We start from the raw sequence: 18,322 nt of genomic DNA on the forward strand, positions 1-18,322 counted from the left end.
CACCGCCTCCTCAGGCCTTCAGTTTCATGTTTTGCGGATCGACGAAGACCGGGTCGCAGACCTCGGCGACAATCTCCTGATCACGCAGCTTGTCGAAAACGATGACCTTCTCGCCATATCGCTCACGCCCGGATTTCAGGAAGGCAAGCGCTATGGCATGCCCCAGCACCGGCGAGAAGCCGGCCGAACTCACCCAGCCCTGATCGTTCAATGTCGAGGGCTTCGTGCCTTCCTTCAGGAGATGAGCGCCGGCGCGCATGTCCTTGTCGGTATCGACAGGCTTCAGACCAACAAGTTGCATGCGGTCGGCCGCCGTCAGGCCATAGCGCGTCGACAGGCGCTTGCCGATGAAGTCGGTCTTCTGCATCGACAGCATGCGGCCGAGACCGGCGTCGTCGGGCGTCACGCGACCGTCGAACTCGGCATGCGTCAGCAAACCCTTTTCGAGCCGCAGCACATTCAGCGCCTCGACGCCATAGGCACAGATTTCATGTGGCCGGCCAGCCTCCATGATCTGGTCCGCCGCCGCCTCACCGTAGCCTGCAGGCACCGCCAGCTCGAAGGCCAGCTCGCCGGAGAAGGAAATGCGGAAGAGCCGCGCGGACACGCCGCTTTTCAGGACGACCTTACGGGCGGACAGGAACGGAAATGCACAGTCCGAAATGTCACCGTCGACGATCTGCTGCAGCACTGTCCGCGCCTTCGGACCGGCGATCGCCATCTGCGCCCATTGGTCGGTCGACGAGGTAAAACGGACGTCGAGTTCCGGCCAGAGCGCCTGGGCACAATATTCCATATGCGCCATGACCGGGCCGGCCATCGCCGTCGTCGTGGTCACGAAGAAATGCTCGTCATCGAAGCGGCTGACCGTACCATCGTCGAAGACGAAACCATCCTCACGCAGCATCAGGCCGTAGCGCGCCTTTCCAACCGGCAGCTTCAGGACTGGGTTGCAATAGAGCCGGTTCAGGAACTCCGCGGCGTCGGGGCCGAACACCTCGATCTTGCCGAGGGTCGATACGTCGCACAGGCCGACATTGGCCCGCACGTTCAGCACTTCGCGATCGACGCTGTCGCGCCAGGTCTTCTCGCCGGCGCGCGGGAACCAGGCGGAGCGGTGCCAGAGCCCGGCCTCGACAAAGGTCGCCCCGTTTTTCTTCGCCCAGCCATGCAGCGGCGACTTTCGCGCGGGTGCTGCATGTTCGTCGCGGGCCGCGCCGGCGAGCGCGCCGAAGGAGACCGGCGTGTAGAACGGCCGGAAGGTGGTGGTGCCGACCTCCGCCGGGCTGACGCCGCGCATGCCCGCGAGGATGCCGACCGCATTGATGTTGGAAAGCTTGCCCTGGTCGGTCGCCATGCCGTTGGTCGTGTAGCGCTTGGCGTGCTCCACATGGCCGAAGCCTTCGCGCAGCGCCAGGCCCAGATCCTTCGCATGCACGTCGTTCTGGAAATCGACAAAGGCCTTCGACTTGGCGCCCGGTACGTACCAGAGCGCCGCGAAGGAAGCGATCTCCTCGCCATCGACAACGGGTGCTGCGGCCGAGCTTGCGCTGAAGCCGAGATCGGCCGCAATCGCTGCAGCTTTCTCCGCACCATCGGAAAGGCAGCCCGAGAGCGTATAGACGCCGTTGGCCGCACCCACGGGACGCAGGCCACCACCGACATCGGGCGCCGCGAATGCCTTCAGCTCCTCCGACCAGACCGGCTTCGCACCGCGCTGGCAGGCAAGATGCACGACCGGGCTCCAGCCGCCGGACATGCCGAGCGCGTCGCAGGCGATCAGCTCCTCGAAGCCGGAGCGTTCGACGACGATGCCCTTGAGGCGTTGCCTGCCCTTGGTGTCGACGATCGAAGCGGAACGAATGACCCTGATGCCATCCGGCGCCTGATCGGCGGCCTCAGCCCGGGAATCGACGATCGCCGCGATGGCGACGCCCTTGGCCGCAAGCATCCGTGCCGTCCGGTAACCGGCGCCGCCGCTGGTAAAGATCGCGACTTGCTTGCCGGCGGCCACGCCGTAACGCTCGGCATAGGCGGTCATAGCACCGGCCATCATCACGCCCGGGCGGTCGTTGCCGCCGAACACCAGCGGGCGCTCCTCGGCACCGGTTGCCATCAGCGCCCGCTTTGCAACGATGCGCCAGACACGCTCGCTCACAAGCTTAGAAGACGGTTCGGCGACGTGCTTCTGCACGCGTTCGACGGCGCCGAAGACGTTGTCGTCATACCAGCCGAAAACGGTGGTGCGCGAAAGCAGCGTGACGGTGGACAGCGATTGCAATTCCGCGACCGTTCGGTCGGCAAAAACGGAAGCCGGGGCGCCGTCGATCGTCTCACCGCTCGAAAGCAGGGAACCGCCGGGGCGGAAATCCTCATCGGCCACGATAACCCGGAGACCAGCGCGGCCGGCGGTCAACGCCGCCATCAGGCCAGCTGGACCGGCACCGACGACGAGCAGGTCACAGAAGGCCCAGGATTTCTCGTAATTCTCGGGATCTCGCTCGAGCACGGCTCGGCCGAGGCCGGCGGCACGGCGAATGAACGGCTCGTACACCCGTTCCCAGGCCTGCTTCGGCCACATGAAGGTCTTGTAATAGAAGCCTGCGCCGAGGAACGGCGAAAGGACGCCGTTGACGGCCCCGACATCGAAGCCGAGCGACGGCCAGCGGTTCTGGCTTTTGGCGGTCAGCCCGCCATAGAGCTCGGCGACGGTCGCCTTGGTATTGGCATCGGTACGCGCACCGGAGCCGAGGGTGACGAGCGCGTTCGGCTCGGAAGGCCCGGCGCTGACGATGCCGCGCGGCCGATGATACTTGAAGCTGCGCCCCACGAGCAGCTGGTCGTTGGCAAGAAGCGCCGAAGCGAGCGTGTCGCCGGCAAAGCCGCGCAACGGTCGACCATCGAAGGTGAAGCTCAGCGACTGGCTGCGATCGACGAGACCGCCGGAGGAAAGACGGTATCCGGTCATCGCGCGGCCCTCCGCGCAAACTCGGCGGCATCGACGACGGAATAGACCTCGTGGGTCGCCGTATCGCGCTCGACCACGAGGAAGCGGCGACAGCCGGCGACGTGGTGCCAATGTTCCAACGTGCGGCCGCGCGGGTTGGCGCGCACGTAAACATAGTCGTGCCAGGCTTCGTCCGAATCCATCGGTTCGGGGCGGCCGCGCGAGGCATCGCCGCGGATCGCGAATTCTTCCTTCGGTCGGACCCCGCAATGCGGGCAGGTAATCAGGCTTGCCATCGTCTTCCGTGTCCTGAAGCCGCGCTCCGGCTTCCTGTTCATATCAAGCGGGCCGGTTGCCCGCCGCGTGCTGTCAGTGAAGGTTGGGCTGCGGCCCGGCCCCGGCCTCGTCGACGGCATAGCCGCGCGCGAAGCGATCGAGCCTGAGGGCGCGCGCCACCGGATGGGTGTCGTTCTTGGCGATCAGGTGGGCAAAGCAATAGCCGGAAGCCGGCGTCGCCTTGAAGCCGCCGTAGCACCAGCCGCAATTGAGGTAGAGATTGTCGATCGAGGTGCGGTCGATGATCGGCGAGCCGTCCATGCTCATATCCATGACGCCGCCCCAGGCGCGCAGCACCCGCACCCGCGACAGGCCGGGGATCATCGTCACCCCCTCCTCCATCACGTGTTCCGCCGTCGCCAGATTGCCGCGCTGGGCATAGGAGGAGTAGCCGTCGATCTCGGCGCCGAAGACGAGCCCGCCCTTGTCCGACTGCGAGATGTAGAAGTGCCCGCCGCCATAGACGATCACGTGGTCGATGCAGGGCTTCAGGCCCTCGGTCACGAAGGCTTGCAGCACATGGCTTTCCAGCGGCAGCTTCAGATCCGCCATCTCGCCGACACGCGAGGAATTGCCGGCCGCCGCCAGGGCCAGCTTGCCGCAGCCGATGAAGCCCTTGGTCGTTTCGACGCCGGTGACGACACCGTTTTCGCGACGAATGCCGGTCACTTCGCAATGTTCGATGATGTCGACGCCGTGCCGGTCGGCACCCCGGGCATAACCCCAGGCAACGGCATCATGGCGCGCCGTGCCGGCGCGGCGCTGCAACAGGCCGCCGAGGATCGGATAGCGGGCGTGATCGTAGTTGAGGAAGGGGATCATCTTCTTCAACTGTTCGCGCTCGATGAGTTCGGCGGCAACGCCCTCCATCCACATCGCGTTGCCGCGGCGGACATAGGCGTCACGCTGGGCGTCGCTGTGGTAGAGCATGATGACGCCACGCTGCGACAGCATCACATTGTAGTTGAGATCCTGCTCGAGCCCTTCCCAGAGCTTCATCGAGAATTCGTAGAAGGGTTCGTTGCCGGGAAGCATGTAGTTGGAACGCACGATCGTGGTGTTGCGGCCGACATTGCCGGAACCGAGATAGCCCTTCTCCAGCACCGCGACGTTCTTCACGCCGAATTCCTTGGCGAGATAATAGGCGGTCGAGAGGCCGTGCCCGCCACCGCCGATGATGATCACGTCATAGTGCGGTTTCGGCTGCGGCTGGCGCCATTGCGGCTTCCAATTCAGGTTTCCGGAAAGGGCGTTCCTGACGAGCGAGAAAGCGGAATAACGCATGAAGGCATCCAGTTCAGTTGCGTCGGCACATTTGCACAGCCGAGCCACGGAAGCAAAGACACAAGCTTCTCGCAGTTGCAAAAAACCCTTCGCCGGCTCATCGAGTCTCGGCTGCCAGGCAGAACGGATCGAGGTCAGTCTTCAGTGGAATACGCCTACCGCCGAAAGCATTAGCTACCTTCCTGTTCTCAATATGCTATGTGCTTGATGACAGAGGGAAGTAGGGGCGAATGCTGGAGATACTGCAACAATCGGCGATATCAGCAGGTCGGGCCATTCTCGACATCTACAATGCTGGCCCTGAAGTCACCTACAAGCCGGACTGTTCGCCGGTCACCGATGCCGACGCCTGTGCCGAGCGCATCATCCTCGCGGATCTCGCCCGCGCCTTCCCCGGGGTTCCTGTGGTCGCGGAGGAAGCGGTCGCCGCCGGCTTCGTGCCCGACATCGCCGGCAAGTCCTTCTTCCTCGTCGATCCCCTCGACGGCACGAAGGAATTCATCGGCCGCCACGACGACTTCACCGTCAATATCGCGTTGATCGAGAACGGCGCGCCTGTGGCCGGGGTCGTCTATGCGCCGGCGCTGCGCATTCTCTATGCCGCCCACCAGGGCAAGGCGGTGAAGGCGGTCATCGACGAGACGTTCCGTCTCGACGATGAAACGGTCATTGGCTGCCGCAGTTGCGGCGATCGTATGGTAGGGCTTGCCAGCCGTTCGCATAACAGCGCCGAGACGATCGCCTACCTCGCCGAGCACGGCATCGCCGACTACAGGGCGGTCGGCTCGTCGCTGAAGTTCTGCCTCCTCGCCGAGGGGCTCGCCGACGTCTATCCGCGGTTCAGCCGCACGATGGAATGGGACACCGCCGCAGGCGACGCCATTCTTCGGGCAGCCGGTGGCGAAACGCTGACGATGGACGGTGCGCCGCTCACCTACGGCAAGCGCAACCAGAAGGACGACAGCGACTTCGCAAACCCCTGGTTCGTTTCGCGCGGCAAGCCGTAAGGATCCCGCCGGGATCCCGTCACTCGTACCGCATTCCGGCGGCGATCAGCTGGCCGAGCGACCGTTCGTTGAACGGCTTGTCTATCCGCGGGATACCCCGCAGGTGGCTTGGGAAAAGCTCTATGTCTCCGTAGCCACTGGTGAACCCAAACGGCATGCCGCGCGCGAGCATTGCATCGGCAACGTCAAAGCTCGTATGGTCGTCGAGGCTGACGTCGAGAATTGCAAAGTCGAAGCCCTGTCGAGACAGGATTTCCATCGCCTGGTCCGCGTTCCCCGCGATCGTCACCTCGGCAATCCCGAGCGAGGTCAGGATCTCTTCTGCATCCGATGCGATCAGGAAATTGTCTTCGAGAATAAGAACGGCCCGGACATGCGGCGGAACTTCGTCCATCCAGCTCACTCCACCTTTTGCGCGTACCGACAGGGCATTTGCGCCGATAAGAGCAAGCTATAGGCGCCTCAAGCCGACCCGGCATTTAAATAAGACATGTGGCGCCGATTGGGGTGAAGTGCGGAACAACGAACCGTTACCGACGTTCAACACCGGTACGCGGATCGCGATCGCCGTTTCGCGGCTTCCTCAAGATAGAACGGGAGCAGGAGAATGAAGCAGACAGCCTCCGTGCTTAAACCGAAGGTCAAGGACGAAGAGTTCGACATCGGCCTGACCAGAGCCTATCGCCAACAGATGGCGGCAGCACTGTCCGACATCCTCGCGGATACCTACAAGCTGGTGATCAAAAGCCACATCTACCATTGGAATGTGGTCGGCCCATTGTTCAAGCCGCTGCACGAGTTGACGGAAGAGCACTACAATACGCTCTTTCAGGCAACCGATGTCATCGCCGAGCGTATCCGCGCCCTCGGCCACCTCGCCCCGGCCAAACTCACCGAAGCGGCGGCATTTGCCCCTGGCGGCGGCTCCGTCAACCACACAAGCGCCGCCGACATGGTGGCTGACCTGATCGCCGATCATGAAGCGGCGGTGCGCCGCATGCGCGATGCCGGCACCAAGGCAGACGAGAACGACGACCTCGTCACCACGGACATGCTGACCGACCGCCTCAACTTCCACGAAAAGGCGCTCTGGATGCTGAGGGCGATCGTCGCGAGCTGAACGCCCCAAGGGGACCGACCGATGCGGCGGCGGACGCCGCATCCTCCGATGAGCGTCTTCCCCTTCTCAGATGAAAGGCCGCTTGATTTCCCGATAGCCATCCCACCCGGCGATCGCCAGCAAGCCCTTGATATCGCCGACATTGCAGCCTTTTTCCGCCCAACGGATGACACCGCGCGCCGCAAGCTTTTTCAAGGTCTTGTTGGTATGCACGATCGAAAGCCCAAGCGTGTCCGCCACGTGCTGTTGGGTAATTGGAATGGCCACACGGTTGCCGTCAAACAGGTTGAGCGCCTCCGCTCTCTGATAAAGGAAGGCAAGCAGGTAGGCGGCTCGCTCGAGCGCCGAGCGGCGGCCGATGCTCAACAGGTTCTCGTCGAGGATGCGCTCCTCGCGCGCCGCGATCCAGGTGAGGTCGTAGGCAAGTTCGGGGTAGCTCTTGTAGAGCTCGTTGAGCTTGGTTCGCTCGAAGACGCAAAGGGTGACGGGGGACAGGGCCTCGATGGAGTGCTGCATTTCGCCCAGCAGTGACCCCTGCAGGCCGACGAGGTCACCTGGCATGACGTAGTTCAGGATCTGGCGGCGGCCATCATCGAGCGTCTTGTAGCGAAAGCCCCAGCCGGAGAGCACGGTGAAGAGATGCGCGCTTTGGGCGCCCTCCATGAGGATGGTCGCGCCAGCATCGACCGCGAATTCACCGACCTTGAAGCGCGAGACATAGGCGAGTTCGTCGCTCGTGAAGGCGCGAAAGTGATCGAGCGTGCGCAAGGGACAGTTTTCGCAATCGGTGCGTTTCTCGCTCCGGCCGTTCATTCCTTCCGTTCCTCCACTCGCTGGCCCTTCGATACAAAGCTGCAGGTAGCGCCAGTGTTCCCGGCGGCAAGACCGCTTTGAAAATAAACGGTTTTCGACATCTCATCTGCGCACAGGAACATCACGCGGCAATAGACAGGCGGCGACGAGCGCCCTATCTCTTGCATTCGATCCCACCGCTGGAGCCTCCGCCATGCAGCATCCTGCCTTTGCACCCAACAACGTTGCCGTCATCACCGGCGCCGCCTCCGGCATCGGATTGGCAGCGGCCCTTCGCTTTGCCTCGCTCGGTCTGCGGGTCGTGCTCGCCGATCTCGCAGGTGACAGATTGGACAAGGCGGCGGCCGAGGTCTCTGCCGTGTCCCCGGCTGGCGCGCAAAACGTCGTTGCGATCCCGACCGATGTCTCGCGCCTCGCCGACCTCGAAGCGCTCGAACGCGGGGCACATCAACGGTTCGGCGAAGTGCACGTGCTGATGAACAATGCCGGTGTCCAGCCGGGCAGCGCCATGCTCGGTCCGCTGGCAGCCTGGGAGGCGACGATCGGCGTCAATCTATGGGGTGTCATCAGTGGCGCCCGCACCTTCGCACCCGGCATGATCGCCCATGGCAAGGCGGCGGTAATTATCAACACCGGCTCGAAACAGGGTATCACCACGCCGCCGGGCGACCCCGCGTACAATGTGTCGAAGGCCGGCGTGAAGGTCTTTACCGAGGCGCTGGAACACGAGCTGCGCAACACGGCCAGCAGCCAGGTTCACGCTCACCTCCTGATCCCCGGCTTCGTCTATACCGGGCTGACGGCCCATGGCCGCACCGAGAAGCCCGCCGGCGCCTGGACGGCCGAGCAGACCGTCGACTTCATGATGGAGAGTCTTGGCCGGGGCGATTTCTATATCCTTTGCCCCGACAACGATGTCCCGCGCGCAACCGACGAGCGGCGCATTCTGTGGGCCGCCGGCGATATCGTCGAGAACCGGCCGCCGCTCTCCCGCTGGCATCCGAAATACGGGGAAGCGTTCAAGGCGTTTCTCGAGAAGGATCGCGACTGATCCTCCTGCATAACTCGTTAGATCGGCATCGATTTTGAGGATGAAATTATAGCGCGTCGCGATAGGCGCGCGGCGCGTAAACACAGCGTTCGCCGCAGCGCTTCTGGCGCCGGCGCTGCGCTTCGTGTTTTGTGCGCTAAGACCAATGAGGAAATGAGAATGACGAGCGGCATCCATCACATCACCCTGATCGCCCGGAAGGTCCAGGCAAACGTCGACTTCTATGTCGGTTTCCTGGGCTTGCGGCTCGTCAAGCGGACCGGCGGCTACGAGGACGCCAACCAGTTGCACCTCTTCTACGGCGACGCCAAGGGTTCGCCCGGCTCGCTCGTTACCTTCCTGATGTGGGAGGACGGCGGCCGCGGCCGTGTCGGCCACAGCCAGCCGAGCGAGATTGCCTTCGCCATCCGGCCGGAGAGTATCGGCTTCTGGCTGACCCGCGCGCTGCAATTCAATATCGCGACGTCAGGGCCGGCGCAGGAGTTCGGCGAACCGGTGCTGCGGCTCAAGGACCCGGATGGCGTCATCGTCAAGCTCGTCGGCACGGATGCGGTTTCCGCCGCGGCCCCCTGGAGCACGCGCGACATTCCGGAAGAAGACGCGATCCGGCGCCTGCGCGGCGCCACGATCCTCACCGAGAAACCGGAAGACTCGGTTCGCTTCCTGAAAACGCATTTCGGCTACAGCGAATCGGCCTCCAGCGACACGATCCGTCGCCTCACCTCCACCTCGGGCGACGTCATCGATGTGCGCGACGCGACCGGCTTCTGGACGTCGGCGGCCGGAACCGGAACGATCGATCATATCGCCTTCCGCGCTCCTGACCGAGCCGCCGTGGAGCGGGTGCACGCGGACCTGCAACGCGATGGCGCGGGCGCGATCAATGCGCATGACCGCAAATATTTCTATTCGCTCTACGTACGCGAACCCGGCGGCTCGCTCTACGAACTGGCCAGCGACGTGCCCGGCTTCACGGTCGACGAACCCAAGGAAACGCTCGGCACGGAACTCTTCGTGCCTGCGCATTTCAGTGCCGCCCGGGAGGAAATGCTTCTCGCCATGCCGCAATTCGCGCTGCCGGGCGAGCCGCGGCTGACTGAGCGCGACCTGCCCTTCGTGCACCGTTTCTATCACCCCGATGTGCTCGATGATCGCACCTTCATGCTGCTGCACGGCAGCGGCGCCAACGAGACCCAGCTTCTCTACCTCGCCCACCAGGTCGACCGCGAAGCGACACTGGTCGGCATTCGCGGCCGATCGAACGAGGAGAGAACGCCGCGCTGGTTCCGCCGCTATTCGCCAACGACCTTCGACCAGAAGGATGTGCGCGCGGAGGCAGAGGCCTTCGCTGCCTTCGTCGAAGGCGCCCGGGAAGGCTACCGCATCGATCTCGATAAGACCGTGTTCATCGGCTACTCCAACGGCGCCAATCTGCTGGCTGCGCTGATGCTGCTGCATCCGGGCCTGATCCGAAATGTCGTGCTGATGCGCTCGATGCTCGTCATCGACGACGTGCCGCCACCGGATCTCACCGGTACGAAGGTGCTGCTCCTGACAGGCAAGCATGACGGCTATGGCGATTTCGCTCCGCGCCTCAAGGAAGAGCTTTCCCGCACCGGGGCCGATCTGACGACGGCCGAACTCGACATGGGCCACGAAATCGGTGCGCCGGATATTGCGGCCATCCAGCAATGGCTGGCGGACAAGGAGCTGTGAGAAGCTGACGATGTAAAACGTGGGCCCGGGCTATTCCGCACCGGGCCACGTGGTCAACTGCTTCACGTTTGCCTCAAGCCTACTTCTCGGCCGCTGCAAAATCCGCAAACGCCTTGACGAAGGCCGCCAGCCGGTCGCGGGCATCGGCATCCGTCAGCGTCCCCTCGGCATCGAACAGCGTATCCGCCTTGGGCAACATCAGCCGTTTGCCCGACCAGAGTTCGGCACCGAGCGTACGCATAACGGACAGCCAGGCGTTCTGGCTGAGTATGGTGCCGAAATTGCCGGGCGAGGCGCCGGCAAGCGCGAACGGCCGGTTGCGAAACACTTTGGCAATGTCGGCGGATGGCCTGCTCAGCCAGTCGATCCCGTTCTTGAACACGCCGGGGATGGAGTTGTTGTATTCGGGCGTGAACAGGATGACGCCGTCGGCGGCCATCACTTGCTGCTTGAGCGCCGTCACGGCCGGCGGAATGCCACTCTCCTTTTCGACATCGCCGTCATAGAGCGGTATCCCATGCAGCGTCGCCGTGTCGAATTCGACGCCATCGGGCAGATTTTCCGCGGCCGCCCGCATCAGCCCGGTATTGAACGACGCCTTGCGCAGGCTCCCGGATATCCCGAGGATTTTCGTCATGAGATTTGGTCCTTCCTACTCCACAGGGTCGTGCAGGCGCGCCCCGAAAGCGAGGCGGAATGCAGTTGCCGGTCTATAACGCAGCAGCCATCATGATGGGTCCGTGGCAAGCCGAAGTCCAACAGGATCAGAGGGATAGAGACAAAAAAGCCGGGGACGAATCCCCGGCTTTTCGTTTGGATCAGACTGTTAGACCAGCGGCTTCAGCCGCGCCTCGATCTGGGCGCGCTTCGGCTCCAGGAACGGCGGCAGAGACAGGCTTTCACCCAGCGTCTCCATCGGCTCGTCGACGGCGAAACCGGGACCATCGGTCGCGATCTCGAAGAGAATGCCATTCGGCTCGCGGAAATAGAGCGAGCGGAAATAATAGCGTTCGACTTCACCGCTCGACGGCAGACGGAAGCCGTTGAGGCGTTCCGTCCACTCCGTCAGCGCCGCATTATCCGGCGCCCGGAAGGCGACGTGGTGCACGGCACCGGCGCCCTGCCGGGCAATCGGCAGACCCGGCTGAACCGCGACGTGCAGTTCGGCCGCAGGACCGCCCTCGCCCATGGTGAAGACGTTGACTTCGCCCTCGCCGTCCGGCGACAGATAGGTGCGGGCCTTGCTCATGTTCATCACATGCGTGAGGACGAGCTCGGTGTTGGTGATGTCCGGCACGCTGATGGTGATGGGCCCGAGACCCTTGATCTGGTGCTCGGCCGGAACCGGGCTCTTTTCCCAGGGGTGCGAGGGCTGGAGCCCGCCATCGTCGACCAGCCGGAAGCGCTGGCCTTCGCCGTCCTCGAAGTCAAGCGAGACAYGGCCATCGATCTCGGTGACTTCGCCGCTTAAAACCTTGAGTTCGTCGAAGCGGCGCTTCCACCACTGAACGCTCTCGGCGCCGCCGACACGGAGCCCCGCGCGCGAGATGCTGTGCGTGCCGCGCCCTTCGGGGCCGACCGGCCAGTCGAAGAAGGTCAGGTCGGTCCCGGGCGTCGCGCGCCCGTCGGCATAGAAGAGGTGGTAGGCGGTGGTGTCATCCTGGTTGACGGTCTTCTTGACCAGCCGCAGACCGAGGACCTGCGTATAGAAGCGCAGGTTCTCCGGAGCGTTGGCGGTGATTGCCGTCAGATGGTGGATCCCAGTCAGTTGCAAGCTCATGATTGCCTCCAATGCGTTGGCATTGCTGTTGAGCCCAATATGGGATGGCGTATCGTTTCCGACAGTGGATCAATAAAGAACGGAACGTTCTCGCTGAACGAACAATCGCCGAGCGTTCTTGTTTCTGCATCCGCGCCAAGCTCAAAGCCGCCACGCACTATGCGACGCAGCCGACCGGCAGAGGCTCAGCGCCTATTCAGATCACCGAGATAGGTGTTTTCAAGGCGGGAGATAGCATAGGTCTTGGGGTCGATGTCGACGAGGAGCATGGCTTCCTCTCCCGCCCCCGCCTTGGCAAGCAATTGCCCGTCGGGCGCGGCGACGCGCGATAGCCCGGCGAAGGAGAACAGCGGATCCGAGCCGTGATGATTGATGTAGGCAACGAACACCTGGTTTTCGAAAGCGCGCGTCTGGATCATGTGTTCGGCGATGAAGGACCCGGACCAGCCCGCCGGCAGCGCCGTCGGCACCAGCACAGCCTCGGCGCCCGCCAGCGCCAGCCGCCGAACGTTCTCCGGGAACTCGACGTCGTAGCAGATCAGCATGCCGCAGGTGACGCCGCGATGCACGAACAGCTTTGCCTCGGGACCGGGCGCCTTGAAGATCGAGCGCTCGTAATCGCCGTAGAGATGAGACTTGCGATAGACGACCGGCGCTGCATCGCCATCGACATAGACGGCGCTGTTGTAGACATCGTTGCCGTCACGCTCGGCAAAGCCGGCGATGAGCGCAATGCCCGTCTCAGACGAGATCGCCTTCAGACGCTGAACGATCGCCCCATCCGGCGCTTCGGCGAGTGCCGCCAGCGCCGCGCCGGCGCCGTAACCGGTGATGCCGAGTTCGGGCGTCAGGAGCAGTGTCGCCCCTTGGGCGGCAGCTTCCGCCGCAGCACGCGCGATCCGGTCGAGATTGGCGGCGACGTCGCCCGCCGCCGATTGCATCTGGAGGGCTGCGAGCTTCATCATTTACCATCCGACGACATGGCGCCAAGCAGCTTCGGCAGGTCGCCGAAGCGGGCGACGAGACCGAAGATCACCGCAGCGGTCGTGACGAACAGGATCGTCACCGAAGCCATGGTCGGCGTGTAGCCGTAACGGAGCGCATTGAAGATCTTGATCGGCAGCGTTTCCACCGTGAAGCCGACCGTCATGTAGGCAACGATATATTCGTTGAGCGACAGCACGAAAGCGAAGGCATAGCCGGAAACGATATAGGGCAGGATCAGCGGCAGCACGACGGTACGGAAGATCGTGCGCTCGTCGGCGCCCATGGTCGAGGCCGCCTCGACGAGAGATCGGTCGATCGAGGTGAAGCCGAGCGAAAGCGTCACCAGCGGCAGCGTCACAAAGAAGATCGCGTGGCTGACGACGGCCGTCCAGGGCTGGCCGTAAAAGCCGACCGTCGCCCAGAAGGTGAGCATGCCGAGCGCGGTGATGACCGGCGGCAGCGTGAACGGTGCCACACCGAGAAGCTGGAAGATGTTCGCCCAGGGTGCGATGCGCCGCCACAGGAACCAGGAGAGCGGCAGGGCGATCGCGACCGCAAGCGCTGCCGAAAGCACGGCCAGCGTCACCGAGGCAAAGAGGGCGTTGCGCCATTCCGGATTGAGGAAGATTTCGCCGTACCAGGAAAGCGAAAAGCCCTGCGGCGGAAAGGCAAGCGTCTGCTTCTCGTTGACGGAAACACCGGCAACGACGATCAGCGGCAGCGCCAGGAACAGGCCGATCAGGAAAAAATAGGCTTTGCGGAAGATCGAGATCATGCCGCCTCTCCCTTGCGTCCGGCAATCACGGTGAGCGCGACGAGGCCGAGCGTCACCAGCACGAGGAAGACGGCCATGGCGGCGGCGAACGGCATGTTCGACTGGTAGATCGCCTGGTCGGTGATCAGCACCGAGAGCGTCCAATGCTGCGGCCGGCCGAGAAGCTGCGGCAGCAGATAGGAGCCGAGCGCGAAGATGAAGACCATGATCAGCGTGGCGGTGATGGTGTTGCGAAGCGCCGGCACGACCACGGTGAAGAAGGCCTTCAGCGGCGATGCACCGAGTGTGCGCGCCGCCTCCGTCAGCGTCGGATCGAGACGGACGAGCGCCGGGAAAAGCACCAGAACCGTATAGGGAAAGGCCTGGTAGACCATGCCGGTCAAAACCGCGCCGAAGCTCGGCGTCAACGCCTTCGCCTCCGCCATGATGTCGAGCGCGACGAGAATATTGGTGATGCCAGCGGTGCGCGAAAACAGCGTCGACCAGGCAAAGCCGATGATAACTTCGGAGAGCGACAGGATCGACAGAAGCGCGACCAGCCACACCACCTGCACCTTCCGCGCCATGCGCGTCAGCATGTAGGTGAAGGGCAAGGCGAGCACGACGCAGCAGATCGCCACCGTGATCGCCAGCAGCAGCGAAAAGCCGAGCACGCCGCCGAAGAAGACCGAAAGGAAGCGGGCGTAATTGTCGAAGACGAAGGCCGGCGTATAGAAGCCGCCCTGCTGGCGCTGGAAGAAGCTGACGGCGATCATCGTGCCAAAGGGCACGACGAAGAAGATTGTGAGCATCGCGGCGGGAAAGAGGAGCGGCGCATAGTCGCCAAGGGTCTGGGGCGGTTCGCGTCTCATTTCTTCAGCACCACGCAGACATCCGGGGTGAGCGCGATGCCGACCTCCTGGCCGACGGTGACGTCGGGTCGGGCGCGCGGTGTGGAGACGGCGACGATCTGGTGTCCGGCGATATCGACGAAAGTTTCGATCGTGCCGCCGAGGTCACGCACGAAGGTGACCCTGCCGGTGAGCGCGCCGGCGCCGGGCGCGGTCAGATGCACGTCTTCCGGGCGGACCGACAGCGTGCCCTTGGCGGCACCGGCCGGGAGCGCGAGGCCGGGGATCGCCTGGCCGAGCACCACGGCACGGCCGGAACTGTCGCCCTGAACATCGAGCAGGTTCGTCTGGCCGATGAAGTCGGCAACGAAGCTGTCGGCCGGGCGGCGATAGATTTCGATCGGCGACGCGGCCTGGCGGATCTCGCCGCCGCTCATGACGACGACGGTGTCGGCCATGGTCATCGCTTCGCGCTGGTCGTGGGTGACGACGATGGTGGTGATACCGAGCTTCTGCTGCAGCTGGCGCAATTCCACCTGCATCGCTTCGCGCAGCTTCGCGTCGAGCGCCGACAGCGGCTCGTCGAGCAGGAACAGTTTCGGCGAAATCGACAAGGCACGGGCGATCGCCACGCGCTGGCGCTGGCCGCCGGAGAGCTTGGCGACGGGCCGATCAGCATAGCCGGAGAGATGGATCATCGACAGAAGCTCGTCGACGCGCTTCTTCTGCTCTTCCTTGGCGACGCCGCGGATGCGCAAGGGATAGGCGATGTTCTCGCCGACGGTCAGATGCGGAAACAGCGCCAGCGACTGGAACACCATGCCGAGATTGCGCTTATGCGTCGGCACGCGGGTGATGTCCTCGCCGTCGAGCCGGATCGCGCCGCCGGTCGGCAGGTCAAGCCCGGCGATCATGCGGAGCAGCGTGGTCTTGCCGCAACCGGAGGGTCCGAGCATGCAGACGAAGGTGCCGTGCGGCACGGTCAGGTCGACATTGTTGACGGCCCTGAAGGCTCCGAATTCCTTGACGACGTTTTGAAGGGCAAGTCCGGACATTGTTTCTCCGCGGAATGGTCCCCTCCTCCTCATGGGAGGGGTTCAGGCGGGGAGCGCCGAAAGGCGCTCCCCGTCGTTAAGTCAGTCTTCCTCGAAGGTCGAGGAAGGTCGTCGGTCAACCTCAACCAACGATCAGCTCGGTCCACTTCTGGTTCAGCCAATCCGACTTCGTCTGGTAGAGGTCGTAGCGCGGAATGATCGGCTCGATGTCGGACGAGACGGCTGCGAACTCCTTGTCGGTGAGATCCGTGACTTCGCGCTTGACGGTCGGCGACGTCCCGACCTTGCGCGACAGCGTCGCCTGGATCGAGGGCTGGCACATGTAGTCGATAAAGATATGGGCCTCTTCCGACTTCTGCGAAGCGCGCGACAGCGCCCAGCAACCGGAGTCCTGGATGCCGCCTTCCTTCGGGAAGGTGGAACGGACAGGATGACCGTCGGCCGCCGCAAGGCCGGTCACGTCGTGATAGTACTGGCCCATCGGGATTTCGCCCGACTTCAGCGACTGCTCGAACTGCGCTTCGTCGCGGTACCAGAGGCGGACGTTCGGCTTGACCTCGGCCAGCTTGTCGAAGGCCTTCAACAGGCCCTCTTCCGTGTCGAGCGCATTCGTGCCGCCCATGAAGGTCTTGGCCGTCACTTCGAGCAGGAACGAGTTGGAAACGAGCGCCAGCAGGCCGAGCTTGTCAGCGTTCGCCGGATCCCAGAAGGCAGACCAGGATGTTGGTGCTTCCTTGTAGACGTCGGTGTTGGTTACCAGCGTGATGTACCAGGAGACGGCGCCGATGCCGGCGATGCGGCCATCCGGATACTTGTTGACGAAGCGGTCGAGCAGGTTCGACGCGTTCTTGATCTTCGCCGTATCGAGTGGCGTCCAAAGATCGGTCGACTGACCCTTCAGCATCGCCACCTGCGACATCATCGAGACGTCGGCCGGTGCCTGGCCGGCGCGAGCTGCCTGCTCAAGCTGAACGAGCCAGGCTTCACCAGTCGGCTCTGCGATCGATTCGACGGCAATGCCGGTCGCCTTGGTGAATTCCGGGAAGATGTTCTTGTCGAACGAAGTTTTGAAATAGCCGCCGTAGACGCCGACCTTCAGCGATTTGTCCTGTGCTCTCAGGATCGACGGCATCGCCAGCATGGAAGCGCCGGCTAGGCCGGCACCGAGCAGCGTCCGTCGCTTGATGGAAGTGGTGATCATCATCTGTCTCCTTTGTTCCGGCGGTGATCCGCCTTGTTCCCTGTTCTGTTTGATTTCTTGCATATTTTCAGTCTCAGTGCGCGGGTGATTTGCGCTCCAGCATGCGTGCATATTGTGTCAGCGGATAACACAGCACGAAGAAGATGACTGCCACCAGCCCATAGACCGTGAAAGGTTCGAAAGTGGCATTATTGATCGCATTCGCGGTTCTGAGAAGCTCTTCGAAACCGATGATCGAGGTGAGCGCCGTGCTCTTGATGAGCTGCACGAGAAAGCCGACGGCCGCCGGCCGGGTGATCGCGAAGGCCTGCGGCAGGATGACGAGGCGCAGTTCCTGCAGGCGATGAAGCCCCAGGCTCGCCCCGGCATCCCATTGACCGCGCGGCAATGCCTCCACGCCACCGCGCCAGATTTCGGCAAGATAGGCGCTGGCATAGAAGGTGAGCCCGAGGGCCGCCGCCGTCCACGGCTCGATCCGGAAGCCCAGCATCGGCAGACCGAAGAACATCAAGAACAGCTGCATCAAAAGCGGCGTGCCCTGGAAGAGCGCGATGTAACCGGAGCCGAGGCGGCGTGGCCAGCGGCGCTCGGAGATGCGCGCAGCCAGGATCATCAGTCCCACCGCAGCCCCACCGGCAAAAGCGACAACAGACAGGAGGATCGTCCACCGCGTGGCGAAGATCAGGTTGCGCAGGATGTCCCAAAAGGTGAATTCGATCATGACACGTCGGCTCCAAGCGCCCGCCTGCCACCGGCAACGAAGAGCCGCCGGATCGCCATCGACAGGGCGAGATAGATCAGCGTGACGACGAAGTAGGTCTCGAATGAGCGGAAAGTCCGAGCCTGAAGCAAGTCCGCCTCATGCGCCAGCTCCCGCACCGCGATCTGCGAGACGACGGCTGATTCCAGCATCATGATGATCACCTGGCTGGTGAGCGCCGGAAAGATCACCTTCAGCGCCTGCGGCAGGATGATCTTGACGAAGACCTGACGGGGCTTTAGCCCAAGCGCAAAGGCCGCCTCGCTCTGCCCCTTCGGTACGGCGTCAAGACCTGCGCCGACGATCTCGGTCGTATAGGCAGCCATGTTGAGCGTCATCGCCAGAATGGCCGCGACGATCGGGTCTAGCCGGATGCCGAGGCTCGGCAGTCCGAAATAGATGAAGAACAGCTGCACCAGAAACGGCGTGTTCCTGACGACTTCGACATAGACGGCCACGGCCTTGCGCAGCACCGAGTAGCGGCTGCGACGGACGGCGGCAAAGAGAATGCTGATCAGGATGCCGAGCACGGTCGTGCAGGCGATCAGGAACACGGTCATGGCCGCGCCATGGGCGATCGCGCCCGCGGCGTCCTTGAGCCAACCGAAGCTGAGGCCGTAGCCCATCGTCGCGCCTCCCCAGAGGTCCGCGAGAAGCTCA

At 63.4% G+C, this 18,322-nt stretch carries 18 protein-coding genes; 4 read left to right on the plus strand and 14 right to left on the minus strand.

The genetic code is table 11. From position 1 onward, the window contains the following. Window positions 1–10: 10 nt before the first annotated feature. The 3 genes from AB4Z53_RS30910 to AB4Z53_RS30920 all read right to left on the minus strand — a co-directional run bounded on the left by AB4Z53_RS30910 (window position 11) and on the right by AB4Z53_RS30920 (window position 4,567). Window positions 11–2,968, minus strand: a complete 2,958-nt coding sequence (locus AB4Z53_RS30910; RefSeq protein WP_441599198.1) for a sarcosine oxidase subunit alpha family protein — start codon at window positions 2,966–2,968, stop codon at window positions 11–13. After that, entirely contained in the window at window positions 2,965–3,243 is a 279-nt protein-coding gene (locus tag AB4Z53_RS30915) for a sarcosine oxidase subunit delta (protein ID WP_113539221.1), read from the minus strand. The genes AB4Z53_RS30910 and AB4Z53_RS30915 overlap by 4 nt, the downstream gene beginning before the upstream one ends. A 73-nt stretch (window positions 3,244–3,316) precedes the next feature. Then, window positions 3,317–4,567 carry a sarcosine oxidase subunit beta family protein gene (locus AB4Z53_RS30920; protein ID WP_223725299.1) on the minus strand — a complete coding sequence of 417 codons (1,251 nt, stop codon included), beginning with the start codon at window positions 4,565–4,567 and terminating at the stop codon, window positions 3,317–3,319. 230 nt (window positions 4,568–4,797) lie between these two features. Here AB4Z53_RS30920 and cysQ point away from each other — a divergent pair, with 230 nt between their 5' ends. Beyond that, complete coding sequence (gene cysQ, locus AB4Z53_RS30925; RefSeq protein WP_441599199.1) at window positions 4,798–5,574, plus strand: 3'(2'),5'-bisphosphate nucleotidase CysQ; 777 nt, start codon at window positions 4,798–4,800, stop codon at window positions 5,572–5,574. A 19-nt stretch (window positions 5,575–5,593) separates the two neighbouring features. Here cysQ and AB4Z53_RS30930 read toward each other — a convergent pair whose 3' ends face one another. After that, entirely contained in the window at window positions 5,594–5,968 is a 375-nt protein-coding gene (locus AB4Z53_RS30930; protein WP_441599200.1) for a response regulator, read from the minus strand. A gap of 213 nt (window positions 5,969–6,181) precedes the next feature. On the opposite strand from AB4Z53_RS30930, the gene AB4Z53_RS30935 reads away from it, so the two are divergent. Continuing rightward, window positions 6,182–6,694: a Dps family protein gene (locus AB4Z53_RS30935; protein ID WP_113539217.1), complete on the plus strand. Its 513-nt coding sequence runs from the start codon at window positions 6,182–6,184 to the stop codon at window positions 6,692–6,694. Window positions 6,695–6,760: 66 nt separating this feature from the next. Here the strand turns inward: AB4Z53_RS30935 and AB4Z53_RS30940 are convergent, their stop codons facing one another. Next, window positions 6,761–7,507: a Crp/Fnr family transcriptional regulator gene (locus AB4Z53_RS30940; RefSeq protein ID WP_162768834.1), complete on the minus strand. Its 747-nt coding sequence runs from the start codon at window positions 7,505–7,507 to the stop codon at window positions 6,761–6,763. A 193-nt stretch (window positions 7,508–7,700) separates the two neighbouring features. Between AB4Z53_RS30940 and AB4Z53_RS30945 the strand changes: the two genes are divergently transcribed. Both AB4Z53_RS30945 and AB4Z53_RS30950 read left to right on the plus strand, forming a co-directional pair. Beyond that, window positions 7,701–8,558: an SDR family NAD(P)-dependent oxidoreductase gene (locus AB4Z53_RS30945; protein ID WP_441599201.1), complete on the plus strand. Its 858-nt coding sequence runs from the start codon at window positions 7,701–7,703 to the stop codon at window positions 8,556–8,558. 159 nt (window positions 8,559–8,717) lie between these two features. Next, a complete protein-coding gene (locus tag AB4Z53_RS30950; RefSeq protein WP_441599202.1) occupies window positions 8,718–10,274 on the plus strand; it encodes a VOC family protein in 1,557 nt (518 codons plus the stop codon). Window positions 10,275–10,353: 79 nt separating this feature from the next. Here AB4Z53_RS30950 and AB4Z53_RS30955 read toward each other — a convergent pair whose 3' ends face one another. The 9 genes from AB4Z53_RS30955 to AB4Z53_RS30995 all read right to left on the minus strand — a co-directional run bounded on the left by AB4Z53_RS30955 (window position 10,354) and on the right by AB4Z53_RS30995 (window position 18,288). Further along, window positions 10,354–10,911 carry an NADPH-dependent FMN reductase gene (locus tag AB4Z53_RS30955; protein ID WP_441599203.1) on the minus strand — a complete coding sequence of 186 codons (558 nt, stop codon included), beginning with the start codon at window positions 10,909–10,911 and terminating at the stop codon, window positions 10,354–10,356. 189 nt (window positions 10,912–11,100) lie between these two features. After that, window positions 11,101–12,054, minus strand: coding sequence for a ring-cleaving dioxygenase (locus AB4Z53_RS30960; protein ID WP_441599204.1), 954 nt, complete (start codon window positions 12,052–12,054; stop codon window positions 11,101–11,103). Between the two features lie 185 nt (window positions 12,055–12,239). After that, complete coding sequence (locus tag AB4Z53_RS30965; RefSeq protein ID WP_113539212.1) at window positions 12,240–13,019, minus strand: carbon-nitrogen hydrolase family protein; 780 nt, start codon at window positions 13,017–13,019, stop codon at window positions 12,240–12,242. Continuing rightward, window positions 13,016–13,816, minus strand: coding sequence for an ABC transporter permease (locus tag AB4Z53_RS30970; RefSeq protein WP_113539211.1), 801 nt, complete (start codon window positions 13,814–13,816; stop codon window positions 13,016–13,018). The genes AB4Z53_RS30965 and AB4Z53_RS30970 overlap by 4 nt, the downstream gene beginning before the upstream one ends. Then, entirely contained in the window at window positions 13,813–14,667 is an 855-nt protein-coding gene (locus AB4Z53_RS30975; RefSeq protein WP_113539210.1) for an ABC transporter permease, read from the minus strand. The genes AB4Z53_RS30970 and AB4Z53_RS30975 overlap by 4 nt, the downstream gene beginning before the upstream one ends. Further along, window positions 14,664–15,701: an ABC transporter ATP-binding protein gene (locus AB4Z53_RS30980; protein ID WP_441599205.1), complete on the minus strand. Its 1,038-nt coding sequence runs from the start codon at window positions 15,699–15,701 to the stop codon at window positions 14,664–14,666. The genes AB4Z53_RS30975 and AB4Z53_RS30980 overlap by 4 nt, the downstream gene beginning before the upstream one ends. Before the next feature lie 121 nt (window positions 15,702–15,822). Then, window positions 15,823–16,902: an ABC transporter substrate-binding protein gene (locus tag AB4Z53_RS30985; RefSeq protein WP_113539234.1), complete on the minus strand. Its 1,080-nt coding sequence runs from the start codon at window positions 16,900–16,902 to the stop codon at window positions 15,823–15,825. A 73-nt stretch (window positions 16,903–16,975) separates the two neighbouring features. Then, on the minus strand, window positions 16,976–17,623 hold the full coding sequence (locus AB4Z53_RS30990; RefSeq protein WP_441599206.1) for an amino acid ABC transporter permease: 648 nt from the start codon (window positions 17,621–17,623) through the stop codon (window positions 16,976–16,978). Further along, window positions 17,620–18,288, minus strand: a complete 669-nt coding sequence (locus AB4Z53_RS30995) for an amino acid ABC transporter permease (protein WP_113539207.1) — start codon at window positions 18,286–18,288, stop codon at window positions 17,620–17,622. The genes AB4Z53_RS30990 and AB4Z53_RS30995 overlap by 4 nt, the downstream gene beginning before the upstream one ends. Window positions 18,289–18,322 lie beyond the last annotated feature (34 nt).

This window comes from Ensifer sp. 2TAB8 (assembly GCF_052115125.1).
GTDB lineage: Bacteria > Pseudomonadota > Alphaproteobacteria > Rhizobiales > Rhizobiaceae > Ensifer.